Annotated in this window: 23 protein-coding genes and 2 pseudogenes; 18 read left to right on the top strand and 7 right to left on the bottom strand. The window is 40.1% G+C overall.

The window, feature by feature from the left end:
* The first annotated feature begins 8 nt into the window (after nt 1-8).
* The 5 genes from FBQ94_RS11535 to FBQ94_RS11555 all read left to right on the top strand — a co-directional run bounded on the left by FBQ94_RS11535 (nt 9) and on the right by FBQ94_RS11555 (nt 5,536).
* Nucleotides 9-659, top strand: coding sequence for an OmpA family protein (locus tag FBQ94_RS11535; RefSeq protein ID WP_007220079.1), 651 nt, complete (start codon nt 9-11; stop codon nt 657-659).
* A gap of 8 nt (nt 660-667) precedes the next feature.
* Nucleotides 668-1,291: an imidazole glycerol phosphate synthase subunit HisH gene (gene hisH / locus FBQ94_RS11540; RefSeq protein ID WP_007220078.1), complete on the top strand. Its 624-nt coding sequence runs from the start codon at nt 668-670 to the stop codon at nt 1,289-1,291.
* Between the two features lie 175 nt (nt 1,292-1,466).
* Entirely contained in the window at nt 1,467-2,189 is a 723-nt protein-coding gene (gene hisA / locus FBQ94_RS11545) for a 1-(5-phosphoribosyl)-5-[(5-phosphoribosylamino)methylideneamino]imidazole-4-carboxamide isomerase (RefSeq protein WP_040543138.1), read from the top strand.
* A 177-nt stretch (nt 2,190-2,366) separates the two neighbouring features.
* Nucleotides 2,367-4,409, top strand: a complete 2,043-nt coding sequence (gene fusA, locus FBQ94_RS11550; RefSeq protein WP_007220076.1) for an elongation factor G — start codon at nt 2,367-2,369, stop codon at nt 4,407-4,409.
* Nucleotides 4,410-4,960: 551 nt separating this feature from the next.
* Nucleotides 4,961-5,536, top strand: coding sequence for a DUF3786 domain-containing protein (locus FBQ94_RS11555; RefSeq protein WP_007220075.1), 576 nt, complete (start codon nt 4,961-4,963; stop codon nt 5,534-5,536).
* Nucleotides 5,537-5,682: 146 nt separating this feature from the next.
* Here the strand turns inward: FBQ94_RS11555 and FBQ94_RS11560 are convergent.
* The 3 genes and pseudogenes from FBQ94_RS11560 to FBQ94_RS17485 form a co-directional block, all read right to left on the bottom strand.
* A pseudogene (locus tag FBQ94_RS11560) lies at nt 5,683-6,516 on the bottom strand (IS5 family transposase).
* A 192-nt stretch (nt 6,517-6,708) separates the two neighbouring features.
* Nucleotides 6,709-7,320, bottom strand: a complete 612-nt coding sequence (locus FBQ94_RS11565; RefSeq protein ID WP_285442147.1) for an IS630 family transposase — start codon at nt 7,318-7,320, stop codon at nt 6,709-6,711.
* The gene (locus FBQ94_RS17485) at nt 7,244-7,594 is read right to left on the bottom strand and encodes a helix-turn-helix domain-containing protein (protein ID WP_083849120.1); all 351 of its coding nucleotides are present in this window, start codon (nt 7,592-7,594) and stop codon (nt 7,244-7,246) included. The genes FBQ94_RS11565 and FBQ94_RS17485 overlap by 77 nt, the downstream gene beginning before the upstream one ends.
* A 136-nt stretch (nt 7,595-7,730) precedes the next feature.
* Here FBQ94_RS17485 and FBQ94_RS11570 point away from each other — a divergent pair, with 136 nt between their 5' ends.
* Nucleotides 7,731-7,925 (top strand): hypothetical protein, encoded by a 195-nt coding sequence (locus tag FBQ94_RS11570; protein WP_007220070.1) that lies wholly within the window; start codon nt 7,731-7,733, stop codon nt 7,923-7,925.
* Between the two features lie 617 nt (nt 7,926-8,542).
* Here the strand turns inward: FBQ94_RS11570 and FBQ94_RS11575 are convergent.
* Entirely contained in the window at nt 8,543-9,715 is a 1,173-nt protein-coding gene (locus FBQ94_RS11575; protein ID WP_285442144.1) for a putative metal-binding motif-containing protein, read from the bottom strand.
* 451 nt (nt 9,716-10,166) lie between these two features.
* Here FBQ94_RS11575 and FBQ94_RS11580 point away from each other — a divergent pair, with 451 nt between their 5' ends.
* From FBQ94_RS11580 to FBQ94_RS11625, 12 genes and pseudogenes are all read left to right on the top strand, one after another.
* The gene (locus tag FBQ94_RS11580) at nt 10,167-10,355 is read left to right on the top strand and encodes a hypothetical protein (RefSeq protein WP_007220067.1); all 189 of its coding nucleotides are present in this window, start codon (nt 10,167-10,169) and stop codon (nt 10,353-10,355) included.
* Nucleotides 10,340-10,495, top strand: coding sequence for a type II toxin-antitoxin system RelE/ParE family toxin (locus FBQ94_RS17490; protein WP_083849118.1), 156 nt, complete (start codon nt 10,340-10,342; stop codon nt 10,493-10,495). The genes FBQ94_RS11580 and FBQ94_RS17490 overlap by 16 nt, the downstream gene beginning before the upstream one ends.
* Nucleotides 10,494-10,637, top strand: a pseudogene (locus tag FBQ94_RS17495) (type II toxin-antitoxin system RelE/ParE family toxin); the annotation flags it as partial. The gene FBQ94_RS17490 and the pseudogene FBQ94_RS17495, both read left to right, overlap by 2 nt.
* A 535-nt stretch (nt 10,638-11,172) precedes the next feature.
* Nucleotides 11,173-12,525, top strand: a complete 1,353-nt coding sequence (gene glmM, locus FBQ94_RS11585; protein WP_040543318.1) for a phosphoglucosamine mutase — start codon at nt 11,173-11,175, stop codon at nt 12,523-12,525.
* Nucleotides 12,526-12,528: 3 nt separating this feature from the next.
* Nucleotides 12,529-13,716, top strand: coding sequence for a bifunctional sugar-1-phosphate nucleotidylyltransferase/acetyltransferase (glmU, locus tag FBQ94_RS11590; RefSeq protein ID WP_007220065.1), 1,188 nt, complete (start codon nt 12,529-12,531; stop codon nt 13,714-13,716).
* A 161-nt stretch (nt 13,717-13,877) separates the two neighbouring features.
* Nucleotides 13,878-14,114, top strand: a complete 237-nt coding sequence (locus FBQ94_RS11595; RefSeq protein ID WP_007220064.1) for a hypothetical protein — start codon at nt 13,878-13,880, stop codon at nt 14,112-14,114.
* Between the two features lie 3 nt (nt 14,115-14,117).
* Nucleotides 14,118-14,327, top strand: a complete 210-nt coding sequence (locus tag FBQ94_RS11600) for a DUF2283 domain-containing protein (protein WP_007220063.1) — start codon at nt 14,118-14,120, stop codon at nt 14,325-14,327.
* 553 nt (nt 14,328-14,880) lie between these two features.
* A complete protein-coding gene (locus FBQ94_RS11605; protein WP_007220062.1) occupies nt 14,881-15,669 on the top strand; it encodes a hypothetical protein in 789 nt (262 codons plus the stop codon).
* 433 nt (nt 15,670-16,102) lie between these two features.
* On the top strand, nt 16,103-16,567 hold the full coding sequence (locus FBQ94_RS11610; protein ID WP_040543134.1) for a hypothetical protein: 465 nt from the start codon (nt 16,103-16,105) through the stop codon (nt 16,565-16,567).
* Between the two features lie 226 nt (nt 16,568-16,793).
* On the top strand, nt 16,794-16,955 hold the full coding sequence (locus tag FBQ94_RS11615) for a hypothetical protein (RefSeq protein ID WP_007220060.1): 162 nt from the start codon (nt 16,794-16,796) through the stop codon (nt 16,953-16,955).
* A 257-nt stretch (nt 16,956-17,212) separates the two neighbouring features.
* Nucleotides 17,213-17,878: a hypothetical protein gene (locus tag FBQ94_RS11620; protein ID WP_007220059.1), complete on the top strand. Its 666-nt coding sequence runs from the start codon at nt 17,213-17,215 to the stop codon at nt 17,876-17,878.
* Nucleotides 17,879-18,013: 135 nt separating this feature from the next.
* Complete coding sequence (locus FBQ94_RS11625; RefSeq protein WP_285442145.1) at nt 18,014-18,451, top strand: hypothetical protein; 438 nt, start codon at nt 18,014-18,016, stop codon at nt 18,449-18,451.
* A gap of 86 nt (nt 18,452-18,537) precedes the next feature.
* Here the strand turns inward: FBQ94_RS11625 and FBQ94_RS11630 are convergent, their stop codons facing one another.
* The 3 genes from FBQ94_RS11630 to FBQ94_RS11640 form a co-directional block, all read right to left on the bottom strand.
* Nucleotides 18,538-18,945 carry a type II toxin-antitoxin system VapC family toxin gene (locus tag FBQ94_RS11630; protein ID WP_285442146.1) on the bottom strand — a complete coding sequence of 136 codons (408 nt, stop codon included), beginning with the start codon at nt 18,943-18,945 and terminating at the stop codon, nt 18,538-18,540.
* On the bottom strand, nt 18,926-19,183 hold the full coding sequence (locus FBQ94_RS11635; protein ID WP_007220057.1) for an AbrB/MazE/SpoVT family DNA-binding domain-containing protein: 258 nt from the start codon (nt 19,181-19,183) through the stop codon (nt 18,926-18,928). The genes FBQ94_RS11630 and FBQ94_RS11635 overlap by 20 nt, the downstream gene beginning before the upstream one ends.
* Nucleotides 19,184-19,648: 465 nt before the next feature.
* Complete coding sequence (locus FBQ94_RS11640; RefSeq protein ID WP_007220055.1) at nt 19,649-19,864, bottom strand: type II toxin-antitoxin system HicB family antitoxin; 216 nt, start codon at nt 19,862-19,864, stop codon at nt 19,649-19,651.
* Nucleotides 19,865-20,196: the final 332 nt, after the last annotated feature.

Genomic DNA, 20,196 nt, shown 5'->3' on the forward strand with positions numbered 1-20,196 from the left:
AGCGGTATATGTTGGGAAAACGTGGCATTGTACGGGGTTTTTATTTATTTGGAATTTTTGGAATGCTGGCCATAGGCGCTGGTTGCGCTGAGACGAAGAGGTTGCGGCAGGAAAATCAGCAATTAAACGAAAATGTATCAGGTTTGCAACAGGAGAATGCCGAGCTATCTTCGAAGATTGGCATGTATGAACATGAGTTGAGCCGGCTGGAGAACTCAAGAAGGGAACTTGAGGCTAAATTAAAAGGCACCGGGGCAACCACGAGGATAAAAAATGGTGCTGTTTCCATATCGCTGCCGGGTACCATATTATTTGATTCAGGGAAAACAACATTACGGCCTCAATCCAAAGCAACACTCAGGAAGATATCTCAGGTGCTTAAGAGTGAGGTGCCGAATGAAATAGTCAGGATCGAAGGTCATACCGATAATGAGCCTATTAATAAGCAAAAGGATAAATATAAGTCAAATTGGGAGCTATCGGCAGCAAGGGCTACTGCTGTTCTTCATTATATGGTAGAGGAATGCGGTGTTTCTCCCACAAAGGTTTATATTGCCGGCTTCGGACAATATCAGCCTGTGTCAGATAATAGATCAAAAACCGGTAAGGCGAAAAACCGTCGTGTAGAGTTTGTCATAGTACCAAGAGGCGGTGGGTAGAATTTCCTATGATTATGATTGTAGATTATGGTATGGGAAATCTTCGGAGTGTAGAAAAGGGTTTTGAACGCTTTGGCTTTGATGTGAAGGTTACCGATAACTTTGCAGAATTCAAACATGCGGATAAGCTCGTAGTTCCCGGGGTTGGCGCCTTCCAGGATGCCATGGAAGGCTTGAAGCAAAGAGGGCTTATTGAGCCAATCGTGGATTGGATCCAATCCGGCAAGCCATTTCTGGGCATATGTCTCGGTTTACAATTATTGTTTTCCCTGGGGTACGAGGATGGTGAACATAAGGGTTTAGGCGTTATTCCCGGCAAGGTTATTCGCTTCGATTTTTCTGAAAATGAGAAAAATGCGGAATTGAAGATCCCGCACATGGGCTGGAATCAGATTAAATGTAAGAAGGAAAATATCCCTATCCTGAAAGATATACCTGATAATGCCTATATGTATTTTGTACATTCTTATTATGTTTGCCCGGAAGATGAAAATGTTGTTGCTACGGAGACGGAATATGGTATTTGCTTTACCTCTATGGTATGGCATAAGAACATCTTTGCAACGCAGTTTCACCCTGAAAAAAGCCAGGAGAACGGGCTGACTATACTGAAAAACTTTGGTAATTTGTAGTTGTTTTAATGGATAGAAAATTCAAAGTTCTTCATTATGCCATTAAACACATCCTTAACCCCAATTGTAGAGACGCAAGATGTTGCGTCTCTCCAGGGGTGGGTAAAAAGTCGTTGGGTTTTGCCATTTAAAACCCAACCTAATTTAAATAATATTTGTTTTGATTAAGGTATATATGCTTATTATTCCAGCGATAGACTTAAAAGGTGGTAAATGCGTGCGGTTAACACAAGGACAGAAGGATGCCGAAACGATTTTTTCCGATAATCCTGTTGACGTAGCCAGGTCGTGGCAGGATCAGGGCGCAGATTATCTGCACGTGGTTGATCTCGATGGGGCTTTTGAAGGCGCCCCGAAAAATCTGGGTATTGTAGAGCAAATTATCAAACAGGTAAAAATTCCTATTGAGTTCGGCGGTGGCTTGAGGACAACTCAAACTATCAAAATGGTACTTGACTTAGGCATAGATCGTGTGATTATAGGGACAAAAGCTATCGACTCTCCATCATGGGTGAATGAGCTTTGTACAACATTCCCAGGCCGTATTGCTGTTGGGATCGATGCGAAAAACGGTAAGGTTGCTGTTAAGGGATGGACCTCAGTATGTGAATGGACAGCCATGTCCTTTGCGCGAGAGATTGAAAAAGCATCGCCATGCGCTATAATCTACACAGACATCTCAAAAGACGGCATGCTTCAGGGCCCTAACATTTCGAGTTTACAGGAACTTTTCATGACAGTAAAAACTCCCGTTATTGCTTCTGGCGGAATTTCATCATTAAAAGATGTTGAGGCCTTGAGTAAATTACCTATTGCTGGTATGATTATTGGAAAAGCTTTGTATACAGGACACATCAAACTTTCGGAGGCAAAACAGGTATGTAATTCGCATACATAAGTGAACCACGGAAAAGCGCAGAATATCGTGGAAAAGGTATAGAGTTGAAACCAGAGTCAGAATGCTACCGATGAGTTTTCTGTATGCTGAATTCTGATTTTCATCCAGTGAAATTCTGTGAGTATCTGTGGTGAACTATGGTAATAATTCCAATCACCTTGTGTTGGAGGGTAACCTATGATTCCGTATGAGATAAAAGACATTCGGACCATTGTATTCCTAGGGCACGGTGCTTCAGGAAAGACTTCGCTGGTAGAATCTATGCTCTTTAAGGCAGGCGTAACTACACGTCTTGGTAGTGTTGAAGACGGCACTTCGGTTGCTGATTATGATGCTGAAGCAAAGGAAAAGAGGCATACGATAGACTCTTCCATCCTTCACTTCAATTGGAAGGGGCGTGAAATTACCGTTGTTGATACACCTGGTTATCCTGACTTTATTCGAGACACAATCACTTCTCTTGTTGCCGCAGAAACGGCCCTCATTACTATATCCGCCCCGGATGGAATCCAAGTCAATACCAAAAAACTTTGGGATTTTGCCTGCCAAAAAAAACTTGGAAAGATACTTGTTATAACAAAGATCGACAGCGAAAATATTAATTACCAGGCCTTGATTAAGTCTATCCAGGATACTTTTGGAAACAGGTGTGTACCATACGTCTTGCCCATAGGAACTGGCCATGATTTTCAGGGTGTTGTTAACGTATTTAAACTACCTGACCCTTTGCCGGATGGGATTGTGGGTAATGCGAATGCAGCGCACGATACCTTGATCGAAGCCGTTGTTTCCAATGATGATGTATTGATGGAAAAATACCTTGATGGGAAAGAGATTGATACAGCATCTTTACAAACTTGCTTTATCAATGCTATTGCGAGCGGGCATATTGTGCCTATTCTCTGCTGCTCTAACAAAAAAGTCTTAGGGATTGAAGAAATACTGGATGCTATAGCCAACTTTTCTCCTTCTCCGTCAGAAGGAGTTAGGAGGACTGCTCTTGATATACAAAGCAATCAGGAAATTACCCCGGAAGTTTCGGAAAATGCCCCTTTCAGCGCCTTTGTATTTAAATCTGTCATTGATCCTTTTGTGGGAAAATTAAACTATTTCAGGATTATCTCAGGTAAATTGGATAGTGAGATATCATTTTATAATGTGACCAGTAAGAAGATAGATAAGGTTGGGCATATCTACCGGGTTTTTGGAAAGGAGCAGAGGCCAGTCTTAAGGGCTATTCCGGGAGATATAATTGCGGTATCAAAACTGGAGGATTTACATATATCTGATACAATCTGCGATCCTAAACACCCTATAAAATTTCCCGGGATGGCATTCCCGGTCCCCATGTCATCGTTAGCTGTGATACCGAAAAGCAAGGGGGCGGAAAAGAAGATTAGTGAATGTCTCCACAAGCTTACTGAAGAAGACAGAACGTTTAGAACCTCCCATGATACATTAACGAATGAATTAGTTGTTACCGGTATGAGTAATCTCCATCTCAACGTTATGATAAACCGGCTAAAACGGCGTTTTGGAATTGAAGTGGAAACGCATATCCCCAAAATCCCTTACAAAGAAACCATTACAGCAAATGCCCAGGCACAGTACAAGCATAAGAAGCAAACGGGAGGGCATGGACAGTATGGTGAGGTTCATATCAAGATTGAACCGTTATCAAGGGGGTCAGGCTTTGAATTTGTGGATGAGATTGTAGGCGGAACAATTCCGCGCCAATACATCCCTGCCGTAGAAAAAGGTATTCGGGAGGTTTTGGATAAGGGCATATTGATTCATCATCCCATTGTAGACCTTCGGGTACGATTGCACTACGGGTCTTATCATGATGTAGACTCCTCCGAGGCGGCCTTCAAGATAGCAGCATCACATGCATTTCAGGATGCCTTTAATCATGCGAAACCTGTACTTCTTGAGCCTATGGTAAATATCGAGGTTACCATTCCCACGAAATTTATGGGTGAAATCACAGGCAATCTTTCCAGTCACCGAGGGCACATTAAAGGAATGGAATCTATGGGTGATCTACAAATCATACGCGCCGCCATTCCCTTGTCATCCATAGCTAACTATGAGGCTGAACTGAAATCCATGACCGCCGGGCAAGGCTCATTTACCATGGAACATTCCCATTACGATGCCGTCCCAGCTCACCTCATGCAGTCCATTATTGCCCAGTCTCATACTGCTCATGCAAAATAGAAATTAGCAAGTTTGGCAATCCTTTAGTTTTTTGAAAAATAACCCCGTAGGGGTGAATTATCAATAGCTAAAACAGCAAACACGAGAATAAAGCTCCAGAGGAGCGATATATTATCTACATATCTTATATGCCGCTCCTCTGGAGCTTAACATTGGTGTAGATTTTTGTTCTATTAACATACCGCTCCTAACGGAGCTTTTCAGAATTTTTTTAAACTAGAAAGTTACCATTTTTATTTAAGGGGAAAAGGTTGTTTCTACCTTACTGGAAAATAGTATCGTGATGTTAAAACGAAATATTGCTTTTATGGTCTTTAGAAACTCAATATTTTTTAAGAAAATCTGCTATGTATTCTCTGACCGCTTGGAAAAAATTTACCGTCGTTCTCTCCCCGAAAAAAACGAAAAAAGATTGCTTTCTTCTTCATCATTTTATATTATCACTTTTGGCAAAAAGCAATTTTCTATCATTATCCTCTCGTCATTATAACAACCGCATGGAGCAGACTTATTGTCATTGGATCAAATAGAAATGGCAAAATAACTTCAACATGAAATTAGATTCAGCAATAACAGTGTCTTGGGGTAACCTCTTAGGTTCGGGTATATCAAATAATGCAAAAGTGCAATTTCTTGGTGATGAGTACATAGTTAATATTAAGCTCCGAAAAGTATTATCATTACCCCATAATACACCAATAGAGGATCATCTAACGGTATTAATCCTTCATTATCTTTCTCAAAAGATAGCAGGTTTACCGGTAGTCAGTGGAGAATATCTTAGTTTTCATGGGCTCTCTGTTATAAACAGCTTTGCCGAAGTGTTTAAGAAACGATCTACTGATGTGATAATGGAAAGGTATGGAGATAATATATTCGATATATTATCAGTGTTGCATAATTTGCCTGCCAAAAAAATAGATCGCGCAGACGTAGCAATTGTGGTTGAAGCATTTGAAGGTGTCCCCATATTTATTGAACTCTGGGAGGCGGATGAAGAGTTTGGCCCTGAGGCAAATATACTTTTTGATAAAACCATAATGAAGATATTCTGTGTTGAGGACATAGTAGTATTGGCGGAAGTTGTTGCGCGGGTCGTATCTTATAAGAATGACTTATATGACTGACTAATGGTATAAAGGCATTGACTGCAATAAGAATGATGGTTTGATAACAAGTCATTGCAGTGAACGAGTACCACAGGACACTTTTTCAAATGAGCGATGATTCTCGATTTACAAATCGTCTTTTTTGCTTTCTGATGACTTAGAGCCTATCCGAAAACCATAGCAGCACGAAAAGAGATAAAGGCACAAGCCAGTTCAAGGAAAGCCAAGTAATTTTCAGCTTTCTTTTCCCGTCAAATCAACAGGCGGCGGAATCGATTCATCCAGGAATGGGTTCTCTCTGCCACCCATCGTCTTGCCCGGTATCGGGTATTCTTCCCGTGTAAGCGCATTTCTTCACCCCGGGTACGGATATGCGCACGGTAACGCTGTGCAGCAACAGCCTCTCGTATTTCATGAACATCAAATCCCTTATCCAGACATAAATTCTGTGGTTTTTCTCGTGTTGGTTTTGGTCGTTTTATCACGATATTCTTAATCGTAGCTTCTGCCATTTTCATATCATGTCGATTAGCGCCAGCAACCGTTATTGACAGGGGAACCCCGTGTCCATCAGTTACTATACACATCGCTTCGTGCCTGTTTTAGCCCTATCTGTGGGGTTTGAACCTGTTTGCGCATCCCCTTAAAGGAGCTTTGATTATGGCGGCATCCATTGCTTGCCACTTCCAGTCAATACCAACTATTTTCTCATATTCGAGAAGTCCTGCTCTCCAGAGCTTCTGAAATACTCCTGCAGTGTTCCACTCTTGAAAACGATCATGGGCGCTACTGCCAGCTGCAATACTTCGTGGCAATGCTTTCCATTGCACGCCGGTTTTCAGCACATAAACTATTGCTTCCATCATCCTGCGATCATTATTACGGGGACGTCCACCTTGGGGCTTCGCTTGCTGTGGTGGCAATAGTCTTTGAATCTTCTCCCATAAACCATCTGGTATACGAAATCTCTTTGGTATTTCTTCTTTTTGGTCTTTCATCGAGTACCTCCACTTCTGTGAAGTTTACCCGATTTCCAGGTTTTCGGATAGGCTCTTAGTACCTGACCATAAATTATTGTACAATATTTAGGGTGTTTGAGACGAGATTTTATAGTGAGAGCCAAAGAACTTAAGAATATGTTCTACCGAACGAGCTAAATGTCGAAAAGAAGTATAAGCAGTAAAGGGCAACTATTGGTATTTCATCAACCGCCAAAGGTTTTCAATAAGGTTGAGTCCTGGGCAATAGGGTGGCAAATATTTAATAATAAGGTTCTTTTTAGCCCAGGAAGGAATATGCCGGATAAATTCCTTGGAAGTATGAATGGGGGCATTATCAAGAAGAACAAAGGTCTTCTTCTTGATATGATTGGCAAATTGGTTAAAGCACGCTCTGATAATGGACGTATCGACTTTCCCCTCGATAACAAAAGGATAGAGTCTGTTGTGTCTGTTGAGAAAGCCCAACACATAGAGACGATTACTGCGGGAAGAAGGAATCTGGAGAGTTTCTTTAACCCTTTGCCATGCATAAGGAACACAGGGTTCTAGGGAAAATCCCATGCCATCAAAATAGCGAAGATCAATTTCTTCAGCCTTTTTCCGTTGCTGAAGCTTCACAATTATTTGTTGCCGCTTTTGATACAGATGAGGATGAGGATGAGGATGTTTTACAGGAACTCTCTTGATTCGTTTCCATACAAAGCGAGCTCTCTTGGCAATTCGTTTAATCGTTTTCGTGCTCACTTGTTTCGTGGTTTTCTTCTGGTGGGCAACAACAACCTTTTTTAAATCTCGGGGGATATTTTCTGAGGTATTTTAAAGCTGTTTGCTGCTCTGCTGGGGCAAGGATACAAGGACGTCCACTTCTGGGAAGATCGTAAAGGCCAACTAATCCAAAGCCCTGCCAACGATCAATCCAGGAAGAAACGCTTCTGCGGTCCACGTGATAAATCTTGACAATCTCAGGAATGGAAAACTTTTGATGACACGAGAAGAATACTATGAGCTCGCATTCGAACCCATCGAGAGCTATGACGTTGATACAATTCTTGTAATGTCCGAATTTCTTCTTGATTCAGAGGAGATACGTATTTCATAATTCTTTTTCCTATGAAAATTCTTCAAAAACTAACTCTGTAAGCTTATATTACTAAATCTCTTCTTTTTATACAAATACTTATGGTCAGGTACTTATAAATTAGGAGGAAGTTATGACCCTTCATCCACAAATTATAGAAAAGGATGGTAAAAAAGAATTTGTTGTATTGCCCTACGAGGAGTTTTTGCTAATCGAAGAAGCATTAGAAGATTTTGAAGATCTAAAAGAGCTTAGAAAAGAAAAAGAAGAATCAAAGGATCTGCCTACTACTCCTCTTGATAAGGTTGCTAAAGAGCTCAATCTATAAAAAAGGTATAACAACTCACTGTACCAGTTCTGCTTACCCTAGTGTTGAATTGAGGGTCCCTCGCTTCGTTCTATGTCTTTGATTTCGCACAATTCTGGGGACACCGCACTTAATTGTTGATATTGTTTTTAAAATAGTTAAGATGTGTGCATGTCCAGAATTGCTCGTGTAGTTGCTCTATTGAACTGAATTCTGTAAGGGCAAATTTGGTTAAGAAACCATAGGAGTATCGATGGAGCAGTGCATTTGCATATATTTTGGAAGAATACTTCATAAGCAGAAACCTGGTCCAAGGGTAACTCAAAGGAAAATGTGGTGATAGAATTATTTTTGTGAGATTTTTTGTTATTCATTAGTCAATTTCATAAACCCAAAAAATTAATCATATCGGTAGGACAAGCGTCTGTCATTCCGGGCTTGACCTGGAATCCCGTGTTTTTCTGAATTCCCTCTGGAGTTTATCCTCGTGAAAGCGGGGGCGAGAATGACATGCTCGTCCCCGTGAAACTAGTCCTCATGAAAATGGGGAACGGGAATTCGTATCTGATTAATGGCGCTGTGTATAGTTTCAAATTCGTCTGCTTAATGCTGAGTCGGCATATCACACCTTTGTCTCTTCATTGGTCACCTCCTGTATCGTCTACATCAAAGGAACAACTGTTCTTCCATTCTTTCTGAGGAGCGCCTGAAATTATTCTGCCACCCAGATTGTCACTGTATTTAATGTATGCAATACTGCGCTCTCTGGTATTCAGTATCTTGGCACGCAATGCACTACAAATATCTAAGGATTCCTCATCCTTAAGGTACCAAAGACATTCACCATGGCGAACCATATTCTTTGCATGTTCATAAGCTGCCTCACGGTCATTAGCATCTTTAAGCACGCCCTGGAACTCTTTAGCATAGTAAGTAAGGGCCAATCGAAGTTTCTTATTATCGGGATAGGTAAAGTATATGTACCGTTGAATGTCATCACGGACCCCATCCCCATCCGTATCTACTCCCAGCAATGTCTTCTTTCCTTCTTCCCCGGGATCAGGTGGGAGATTCATTCCCGTATCATCATCCGGCGTCGATGCGTTACAGTCATCATCAACACCATTCTTCTTTATCTCTGTAACTCCCGGATTTACCGCAGTATTGGTGTCGTCACAGTCGGTATTATTAGCAACATAGCCTGAAGGCTGGCTGCATGCCTTTGTGGTAACCTGCAGGTTCCCATATCCATCACCATCGGCATCCTCATAAAATGTGGTTTTCAGTCCCTCATCAATCTGTCCATCGCAGTTATTGTCCACGTCATCGCATATTTCCTGAGCCTTTGGGTTTACAGAGAAATTTTTATCATCACAGTCCCCCTCGTCTCTCGTAAAACCATCGCTGTCAAAGTCGACATCTCCATCTTCGGCAAGTACCTGGACGGTTAATGCTCCTCCCTGTTTGCCTTTTACGGTAACTTCAATCGTATTTATTTTGCCGTCAAGGGTCTTCTCTATGTCTACTACCTCTACCTTTTTATTAAAATTGGATGAGTCGATGATGGTCTCTTTGTTTAATACAATATCTGCACTGCTTACCTTCTTGTTGTCTGCTTTCTCAAGACCGCCATTGGTTACCCGTATAGTAGTGAGGCCTTTAATGCCGGGGAATGTGTCTGTCTGCGTTTTGGGTGATCCGGTCTGGCGCACATAGGTGCGTTCAAAAATCGTAACGACATCTGCCATCAGGGTTGTTGCCAGAGAAAAAAGAAGAACCATTATGTTCGCGTATAGAATAAACTTTCTCATATTTTGCTCCTGTCAGGAATCATGAGGGTTAATGGAAACTATCGTCAGGTGAAACGCATAACAACGGTATATGATGAAATTATTCAACACGGATTCAAATTATTTTTAGACAGGATTTACAGAATTTACATTTATTGAGTAGAGATAAGGCAATACCTTGTCTCTACCGAAAGACTGCATACATAAAATGAAAATTCCTATACAATCAAGTTCCTTGCTTCCTCTGTATGTCTTTTGGTCAGTTGGCACAAATGGTATTCCAAAGATGTTTTCAAGGGGAAAAAAGGTATAAAGTTTTTTAACGGTAAGAATGCTCAACGGTTAAAACAACCGAGTGGAAATAGGTATTGTGTCTCCGGAATTCTCCACCAGTTCCGTTCGCGGCCACGCTGATGCGGAGCATTAGATTTTACTTTATCCTATAGGAGAAATTTCCTATAATGTTACTACTATGAGTACTTTAAAAGACACCATTGCAAAAATGATTCGTAACTTGCCGGAAGACTCCACACTGGAAGACATCCAATACCATCTTTATGTGCTAGAAAAGATCAGAAAAGGCCAGGAATCTGTAAAAAACGGTAAAGGTATTTCCAACGAGGAAGCCAAAATTCGGCTTTCAAAATGGATTACAAAATAATTTGGTCACCCGACGCTTTGGAGGATATAGAGGCTATTGGGAAGTTTATCGCAAGAGATTCCGAATTTTATGCTGAATCTACAATTCAAAAGATATTTGAAGCTCCTCAGTCATTAATCCACCACTCTAAAATTAGGTAGAGTCGTGCCAGAAGTTGGCAATGAATCTCTTCGAGAATTATTTATTTCCCAATATCGTATCGTCTATGAAATCAAAGCCAATGAGATTCATATTCTCACCGTAATACATGGAAAACGTATATTCGATAAAGAAAAAATCTAACAAGTTACTGGAGATTGGCGCCCAACAGCAAATCTCCGTTCAAGCGACTGTTAAGCATCGACAGTTTAGCTTATTCAAAACTACTTGCAATTCCGGGAACACCATACTTAATTATTGATTTTGTTATTAAAGAAGTTAATATGTGAGCATGCCCAAAATTGCCCGTGTGGTCGCTCTATTGAGCTGAATTCTGTAAGGGCAACTATGATTAAGAACCCACAGAAGTATCGATGGAGCAGTGCATCTACACATCTTGCTGGACGAGATGATCGGCTTGTGTATGTAGCTCTGCTGCTTGAAATGTTTGGCAAGTGGGGTGATTTTCTTTTTTGCGCAAACACAATATTTGGTCTTATACATACGGTAATTCATAGAGTTCTTTACCATAAAATACATTGCAATCTCATGAAATTTTGCTTTAATATTTTAACCCGAATGAATCGGAAAAGACCGTAGTGGCAAGGCGCACCTTGCTACTACAAAATATTTTTCATAAGGTACTACACGGTTATTTTTGAACAGATAATAAATGAATATGGAAAAATTATTTGGAACAGATGGTATACGAGGTATAGCAAATACATTCCCTATGACACCTGAAGTAGTGCTAAACATTGGGAAAGCCACTGCTCATGTTTTTAAAGAAAAAAACGGGAAGAAAAGGCCTAAACTCGTTATCGGAAGAGATACCAGGCTCAGCGGCTGTATGATAGAAAATGCTTTAACATCCGGGATTTTATCCGTAGGAGCCGATGTCTTCCTCGTTGGTCATATGCCAACGCCTGCCATTGCTCATGTAACAAAATCGCTGAATGTTGATGCAGGTATGGTGATTAGCGCTTCACATAATCCTGCCGCAGATAATGGAATAAAGATTTTTAGTGGTGATGGCTATAAGCTGTCCGATGATGTCGAAGAGGAAATTGAAAAATATATCTTAACAGAAAAGGTAAAAACAGAACAGATAACAGGAGGTTTCATAGGAAATGCATATAGCATTGACGATGCAAAAGGAAGGTATATAGAATTTGCAAAAGCCTCTATGAAAAACCTGAGCATACGAGGACTAAAAATTGTCTTAGATTGTGCTAACGGCGCCGCATATAACACTGCGCCACAGGTATTCAGAGAGTTAGGCGCAGAAGTTATTGTGCTCAACGATAAACCGGACGGACTCAACATAAACCTGAATTGCGGGGCGCTGCATCCTGAAATAATGCAGGAAGTTGTGAAAAAAGAAAAGGCGGATATTGGAATAGCGCTAGACGGTGATGCGGATAGGGTTATCGTTTGTGATGAAAAGGGAAATAATGTGGATGGCGACCATATCATTGCAATATGCGCAATGTACCTGAAAGAGAAAGGCGCATTAACGAAAAACTGCGTTGTTACCACGATCATGACGAATAAAGGATTCGACATTGCGATGGATACAAAGAATATCCGTATTGTTAAGACAAAGGTGGGAGACCGATATGTTATTGATGAGATGAGAAAGAAAGGATATGTTCTGGGCGGGGAACAGTCCGGACATATAATCTTCTCAAATTATACAACAACAGGTGACGGAATAATCTCTGCCTTACAATTGTTGGGAATTATGAAGGAGAAAGGCGAAAAATTAAGTAAGTTAGCGGAATGCATGAAATCCCTGCCCCAGGTGCTTATTAACGTTAAGGTAAAAGAAAAAAAAGACATCGATACCCTGGAAGTAAAGAAGCATATCCGGAAGACAGAAGAAAAATTAGGGGAAAAAGGAAGGGTGCTCGTCAGATATTCAGGAACAGAGAATTTATGCAGGGTTATGATTGAAGGTGAGTATAAAAAAGAAATTCAAAAAATGGCGAATGAAATTGCCCAGGGTATAAAAAGAGAGATTGGGGTTTAAATTATGATACAAGCCGTCATTTTAGCTGCGGGAAAAAGTACAAGGACATGGCCACTGACCTTAACAAAGCCAAAACCATTACTCAAAGTAATGAATAAAGAGATACTGAAACATAACCTGGATGCTTTGCAGGGATTGGTGAGCGAGGTTATTATAATCGTAGGATTTAAAAAGGAAATGCTCATAAAAGAGATAGGGCATACCTATGGGAAATTAAGCATTCAGTATAGGGAACAAAAAACACAGTTGGGTACGGGGCATGCCCTGAAGTCTGTTGAAGATTTGATGAAAAATAAATTTCTCGTTTTAGGCGGAGACGATATCTTTTCCAGAAAAGACATACAAGCATGTTTAAAGCATAAATACGCTGTCCTGGGATGTGAAGTTGAAGATCCGGGCAGATTCGGCGTTTTTGTTTTGTCAGGTAAAGGGGTGAAAAACATCGTTGAAAAACCCCGGACATATGTGTCAAACATAGCGAATACGGGATTATATGTGTTTGATAAAAATGTGTTCAAATTTAAGCTGAAAAAAAGTCCACGGGGTGAATACGAAATAATTGACTACATCAATGAGCTTGTCAAAGAAGAGAAAGTAGTCTGTGAAAAGGTAAAAGGGCATTGGTTGTCGGTAGGGTACCCCTGGGATTTAATTCAGGTAAATAACGTTTTAGTCTCTGAAATAAAAAATGAAATAAAGGGAAAAGTAGAGAAGAACGTTGTCGTAAAAGGGAAGATACACGTAGGAAAAGGGACGGTAATCTTACCGGGAACGTACATTGACGGGAATGTTGTTATTGGCGAAAACTGCACCATAGGCCCCAACTGTTTTTTAAGAGGAAATACCTCTATCGGAAATAATTGTCATATTGGACAGGCGGTTGAGATAAAAAACAGTATCATTATGGACAAAGCAAAAGTTCCTCATCTTTCTTATATTGGAGATAGCGTTGTTGGAGAAAATAGCAATCTGGGCGCTGGAACAATAACCGCTAATTTAAGACATGACAATAAAAACGTGAAATCTGAAGTGAAAGGCGAACTGATTGACACCGGCAGAAGGAAGTTTGGGGCTATAATCGCTGATGATGTTCATACAGGAATAAATACAACAATCTATCCGGGCAGAAAGATTTGGCCAGGAGTAGGCACAGGGCCTGGCGAGATTATTGATAAAGATAAGAAGGTTTAAATAATCGAACCAATTTAGCGAAAAGATGGAAAATGTTTAATACGAGACAAGTTATAATGCGTGACAAGAAAATCGACAGCTTCTTAAATATATCAGAACAGTCTGTGTTTGCTGTTTTATACAGGGATTACAATCATTGTTAAGCAGAATAAAATAAATAAATGAAATACACACAATACTTTCTCTATACACGCCAAAGACCTGATAGGGCATATATAAAAGATGAATGGATTGATTTCACTATCAAGAATCCTGTTCAAACTCAAATACAATCCGATGGGCGAATAAGAAAATGGGCAAAAATTGAAGAGGAAGGAAAATATTTACGTGTTATATTGCTTGAAGACGGAGAAACAATTCACAATGCTTTCTTTGATAGGGACTTTAAGGAGGTGTAAGTTATGAAAATAAAGTATTTTAATGATACGGATACTGCTTTGGTGGAATTTACAGAAAACCTGGTAAAAGAAACTCGAGAAATATCAGAAAATATATATATTGATATTGATGAGAATGGCAATCTTGTTAGCATGACGATTGAACATGCGAAAACAACAGCGCATCTGCCAGACATATCCTACCAACAAATAGAGAAAAAAGTTACTGCATGATGAGGGGGATTGAATGAAAATCTTTTTGCCAGGATCAAATGGGTCACACCTTGATTAGTAATTACGGGAAAATGAGCGAAGGAATATTTTCAATAATCAAGAAACTTGTCCTCATGAAAATGGGGATCGGGAATTTGTTTGGACTTGGTTATTCTTCCCAAGGCCGTGAGTATCTATTATGCAATCAACGATATCAGAAGATGATGAAATTCTTAAACGATTAGAAAAAATTAAATCACTAATCAAGGTGTGCCCCTCCCTTCTCCCTATCTTTATTTCTCTGCGTTCTCTGTGCCATCTGCGGTGAACCATTACAAACAATCGAACCGATTTAACTCTGAAAAAAAGTTTGCATTCTTCTTCATGTTTGTGTATAAATCGGAATGGGCAATTTAGCGAAAAGATGGAAAATGTTTAATACGAAACAAGTTACAATACGTGACAAGAAGATCGGTAACTTCTTAAATATATCAGAACAGTCTGTGTTTGCCGTTTTATACGGGCTGTATAATCATTGTTATGTTGAACTAAATGAAATGCGAAAAGGCGCTATATGAAAAAAATGATAATTTATGTTTTACTTATCCTTACGGTCAATTATGTCATCTATAACGAAACATCTTTTGCTGAGACTATTCATTCAGACTCATATGGCTTCTCAATTAACATTCCAGATGATTGGTCTAAAAGAAAGCCAACAAAATCTTGGACCTATTTAGTCTATGCAAATTTGAAATCCGGCGTAAATCTGAATATTAATCTTATGGATGCGAAGGGTCATTCCTCGATAAAACAGCTAACATTAGAGCAGATTTTTAGCCCATATTATGAATATGCAGAAATAATAGATAAAACTTACGAAACTGATTCCTTGTCAAATGTTGATTTTTTCAAATGCATATATAGATGGAAAAACAGTGATTTTAAGAAGCAGTTTGAAGGAAAGCATAAGTTACAGTATTATGCAGTCCAATGGGTTAAGAATGAAAAGTTATTCACCCTAACTTTTACAGATTCAGAAAGAAGCTTTTCAAAAAATATTCAGCAGTTTAAGAACATAGCCAATTCTATTAAATTTTCCGCAAACAATGTTGAATATTGGGAGGGTAAAAACATTCTTGTTGATGAAAGAGAAAAAGTTATTTCCGCGTGCGAAAAAGGTATTTCAAGCAGAGGATTTCCACATGCAAAAGTCCAAAAATATTGTGAGTGCGCAGTCAACTATATGACCGAAATAGCAACTAAACACACTAAAGAACAGATTAAAAAGATGGCGGAAATTAAAGGAAAGGATTTTATTGAAAAAGAAGCATTCCAAAAGTGCAAACATCATTTGGAGTGAAATAAAAACATAACAACCGCATCAACTCGGATTGGCAATTTCGCTCCGCTCTATTGCCAGCCGGTTATGTGGAGCGTTAGTGCATGGAAAAAGATATGAAGAAAATTCTCGCATGTTCTCCTCTGGTTGATTTTTTCTTTGGCGTTATTGACTATTCTGAGAAACATTGCAAGATACGAGTTTCCAGAGTATGCTGCAATCACCATGGGGATTGCCTTCGCTGCTGTTATGTATGTATATGCCTACTTCCTAATCAAAGGGCGGTTCTCGATAAGGGACGGAACCTAAACCCGCCGCGCCCCTTAGCTTTCGCGTCAGCGATTAAGGACCAATCATGGTAAGTCTCATTGCATGCGGTCATTGTAGAGCGAAAATCTCCGACAGTGCTTTAAGATGCCCAATCTGCCTAAAGGAGACCGGTGACCAGCAGACTTTGGCCAAGAAAATAGGTTTATCGGCTGCTGGTACTGCTGCGGTGTTACTTACAGGGCCATTAGGGATTGCCGCCGCATTGATGAGCGGCATTTTTACATTGTATGTAAATCGGCAACTGAAGAATCTGGCGAAGAACCTATGTGCAATTGATTCGTTCGAACTTACGGGTGGTATCTCAGTATTTGTCACAGAAACACATTTTATTATGATCCTTAGCGGAGCAGGCAGTTCTATTGATTTGCCAGGATTCCTACGAAGTGACTTACACAACGCCTTTATTGATGAGGGCAGATCCAAGAGTCGAGGATTTATCTTTAAAGAACGTACGGTTTTGCATCTGGACTACTTTGATACAAATTATCGAAAAAGAGAAGTACACGAAGACTATAAATTCAAAGGAAAGAACTCACGGCCCATGGCCGAATTAGCATTTCTGAAATTCATGGAATATCAAATCCGCTAACAACCGGCTTCAGGCGACGCTCAAGAGCTGCGCGCCTGAGCCGCAACGTTAGCGACATCCGAATGCGAAATAAAAAAGGTCTCGTGCTCGAATCGATGGATTGAGAAAATTCTAAACAAAAAGTATTGATGGAAATCTCATGAGACAAAGTTAAGTTTCAAAGTTAGAACAATTTTCATAAAGGTACTGAAGCCTAACAGTTGAATCTTTGAAAAGGAAGTTAAAAATGAGTAATCAGCAGCAGTTTGCAGCGCGGCCTTCCGGCAATCGGGTACTGCGGCTTACGTTTGAGTATGAAGGTAGCATGTGCGGTTACTCTCTCAGCAGATCGTTGCCAATTCCGGGGATACCATACGTAATTATTGACCCGGCGGGATCTGGTTTGTAACCTGACCCCTGAGTTTGTTTGGGTAATAACGCTCTGTGCAAACGATGGCAAAATTAACACTCTAAAACGTTGGGTTCGGGTTACAAACCCGATCCTGCCAGAGTATAATGATAAATTTTAGAATATTATATTGATATTATGGTGGATTGTTAGCGTATTCATCCCTATTTTCACTTTTTACTCTTTATTTTACACAATGGCACACTAGCAATTGTAGAATAAAGATAAAAGTGAATATTCGACAAAAGGAGATATTTATGAGACTTTGGCATACCATAGTTTTGACACTGATACTGCACTTCAGTCAATCAATCACTCCTTTAGCAGCGCAAACATCGTGGATTACATACCGAAACGAAGACCTTCGGTTCCGTTTCCTTTATCCTCCTGACTGGTACTGTGGCACTGCCCGTGGCCCCAATGTCAAAGCGACACTTTTCCCGCCAGGCAGCAAACCTCGCGCAAACTGCAACATAGTGGTACGGTCGAATCCCGATACGAAAGGAACGAACCAGTCAACACTTAATGACGCGATTTCCAGCACCACACTTACAGAGTTAAACTGGATGGAGATGATGGGACAGAAGTGGCCCGATTTCCGTCTCGTTGAATCAAAACATGTCAAAGTCGACAATCAGCCAGCTTTTTACGCAGTAGTGGAATACTCACACCAAACAGTTGATAGAAAAACCTATATCAAGGGAATTATACTTACCACATTCACGCCTGGACATACATGGATCTTCGGTTGTGTAGGAAAAGGAGACACCCCATCCGAGGGGCAGCAGAGCTTTGTCTACTGGAGGCCAACATTTGAAAGAATACTTGGCTCTCTTGTTTTTGAAAGCCGATTCGATCCGGCCAATGCAGAATCTACGACTCAGACCAGAAGATCAAAAAAAGCAGATGAATTATTCAAATAATATTTTATATTTTAGCCAAAAGACTATATTACCTGACATTCAAGAGGTTTTCATACAAGGGGGCAAAGGGTAACACCTTGATTAGTGGCATATCCAGCGAAGGGTAAGCTTTCTAGTCGGTTCTTATCGGCAAACATGAAAAAATCTAACTATGTTTTCAACCGGACGCGGTGTGACAACGGCACAATGCTTTGGTTTCGTACCCTGCCTGCGCCGGTTAAAACGGCGTTGGACAACAAGAAAGGACGGGCAGAAATGAGTGACGACAAGAAACGCATCACGAAAGTCAGAGTAATCCTATCTGTGATTCTGCTCACGATTATTGTAGCCGCAGCCGTTACTTGGTACAGATACTATCGAGCCAACCGTTGGATAACAGTACAGGACAGCTCGGAAGACTGGGTGACCGTTGAAGGTCGGCTTGCTGAAAAGAATTCTGCTCCTTGTCCGCAAATGATACTGAAACAAGGCAGGGCCAAGTTTCTGCCAGACACAACAGGCAAGAGCGAGAAGCTCTTGGGCTACAAGCTTGCTGTTGCAGCGGAAAAGAAGGATGAAGGGGTCACACCTTGATTAGTGATTATATGATTAGGAAAGGGGTCAAATCTTTATCGTTGCAGAAGGATTTTCTATTTGAGAGACTTGACCACTTGTGAATATTAAGGCTCCGAGAAATCAGCCTTCAATTTCTTGAAATCCGCTTTATCAAAGGAAATGATCTTGCTGCCCTTCACTCTTGCCAAAACCGCCAGAAAAATATCCTGGATGTCTCCTGCGTGAATGGCGTACAATTTCAGGCTCTCTGAAAAGATTTCTTTGCTGAAAACGGTTTTTAAGCCATGATAATTTAGTAATTTCAGAAATATCGGGCTGATCTCTTTCCTCGGAATGCTATAAACTTTCTGTAGGACCCAGACGACTTCGGCAAATACGATCTCCGTCAAAAGGGCGTCATCTTCCCCGAATTCAAGTTTCCTGAAAAACTCCTTTGACCTCTGGAATTTCTCCTCATCATCTTCGAAAAAAAATCTCAATATTACGTTGGCGTCAATTATCTTTTTCGGCAATTTCATGGGCAGTAATCTCAACGGCTTTCTCTACGTCTTCATTCGCTGTAAATTTCTTTTTAAGGGTATATTTTTTAAAGCAGCCCGCAAGGTCGTCTGTTACAGATTCGGGTTTTCTAACGATAGCTTTCCTGTCCTTGATTTCAACCTCTATGCGGTCTTTTACTTCAAGGACTTCTCTCAATTTCTTCGGAAATGTAACTTGTCCCTTCGGTGAAACTTTCAGTATGTATTCCATAAGTTGTACCTCACTAAATAGTCATACTTTGATAAATGTTATACTTCATAGTATAGTAATGCGTATCTTTTGTCAAGTAGGTTTTGGCTCTTGGGGGTCATCATGGGTCAATGGGATCACGCCTTGTGCTATCTTGTCTGCCATGACAAGACAATGGCGCATAGAATTTGAAGGTGCTTACTATCACATATTATCACGGGGAAATGAGCGAAGGAATGTTTTTAAGGAATTCTGGGGCTACCATACATAATTATTGATTCCATGTAGCCATAGCTTCTTTTTATGAAATATCGTATCTTATTTCATAGAATTTTGAGCATCTGGTAAAGGTATCACATCAAATCGTTATTCAACGTTTATATGAACCTCTAAGAATGTTATCTACAAAATAGGGATAGCGACCGTTTGTTTTAATACATGAGGTGTTATCCCTAGGTAAATAGAGTAGTAGTTAGGCTACTAATGTTATGCATACATTAAACGGCCCTTGGGCTCTGGTATTTGAATACCATCTTCTTTTGCCGTTTTTAACCACAACGCTACTGCTTTTTCCGCGTTTTCAAGCGCTTCTTTTTTTGATTTACCATGCGCTATGCACCCTGGTAGTTCTGGTACGTCAGCAATATAAATATTGTCTGTTTTATCCCAGTAAATAATCATTTCGTATTGTGATTCACTCATCGTTTTTCCATATATTAAATTTATAAGTTGTTAATATTTTTCTTATTTGCCTCACCTGATAGCCCTTTGCCTTTGAGCCTTCCGATTGCAAATTGATCCTCTCAATTATTCCATCTTTTGTAAATATTTTATGACTTCCTTCCTCTCTCATTTTAAATCCGAGTGAAAGCAAAAGATTTACAAGTTCATTGAATGAAATGTTGTAATCTGATTGACCTGATAAAATTCGTCTTAATACACATAAGTTGCGCAGAAATAGGATAAATTTGTCCAAGAGTAGCCAAATACCAGGAAATTAAGGACCGTATGGCTGAAAAAGCCTGAAAAATAAG

The organism is Candidatus Jettenia sp. AMX1 (genome assembly GCF_030263775.1).
Taxonomy (GTDB): Bacteria; Planctomycetota; Brocadiia; order Brocadiales; family Brocadiaceae; genus Jettenia; species Jettenia caeni.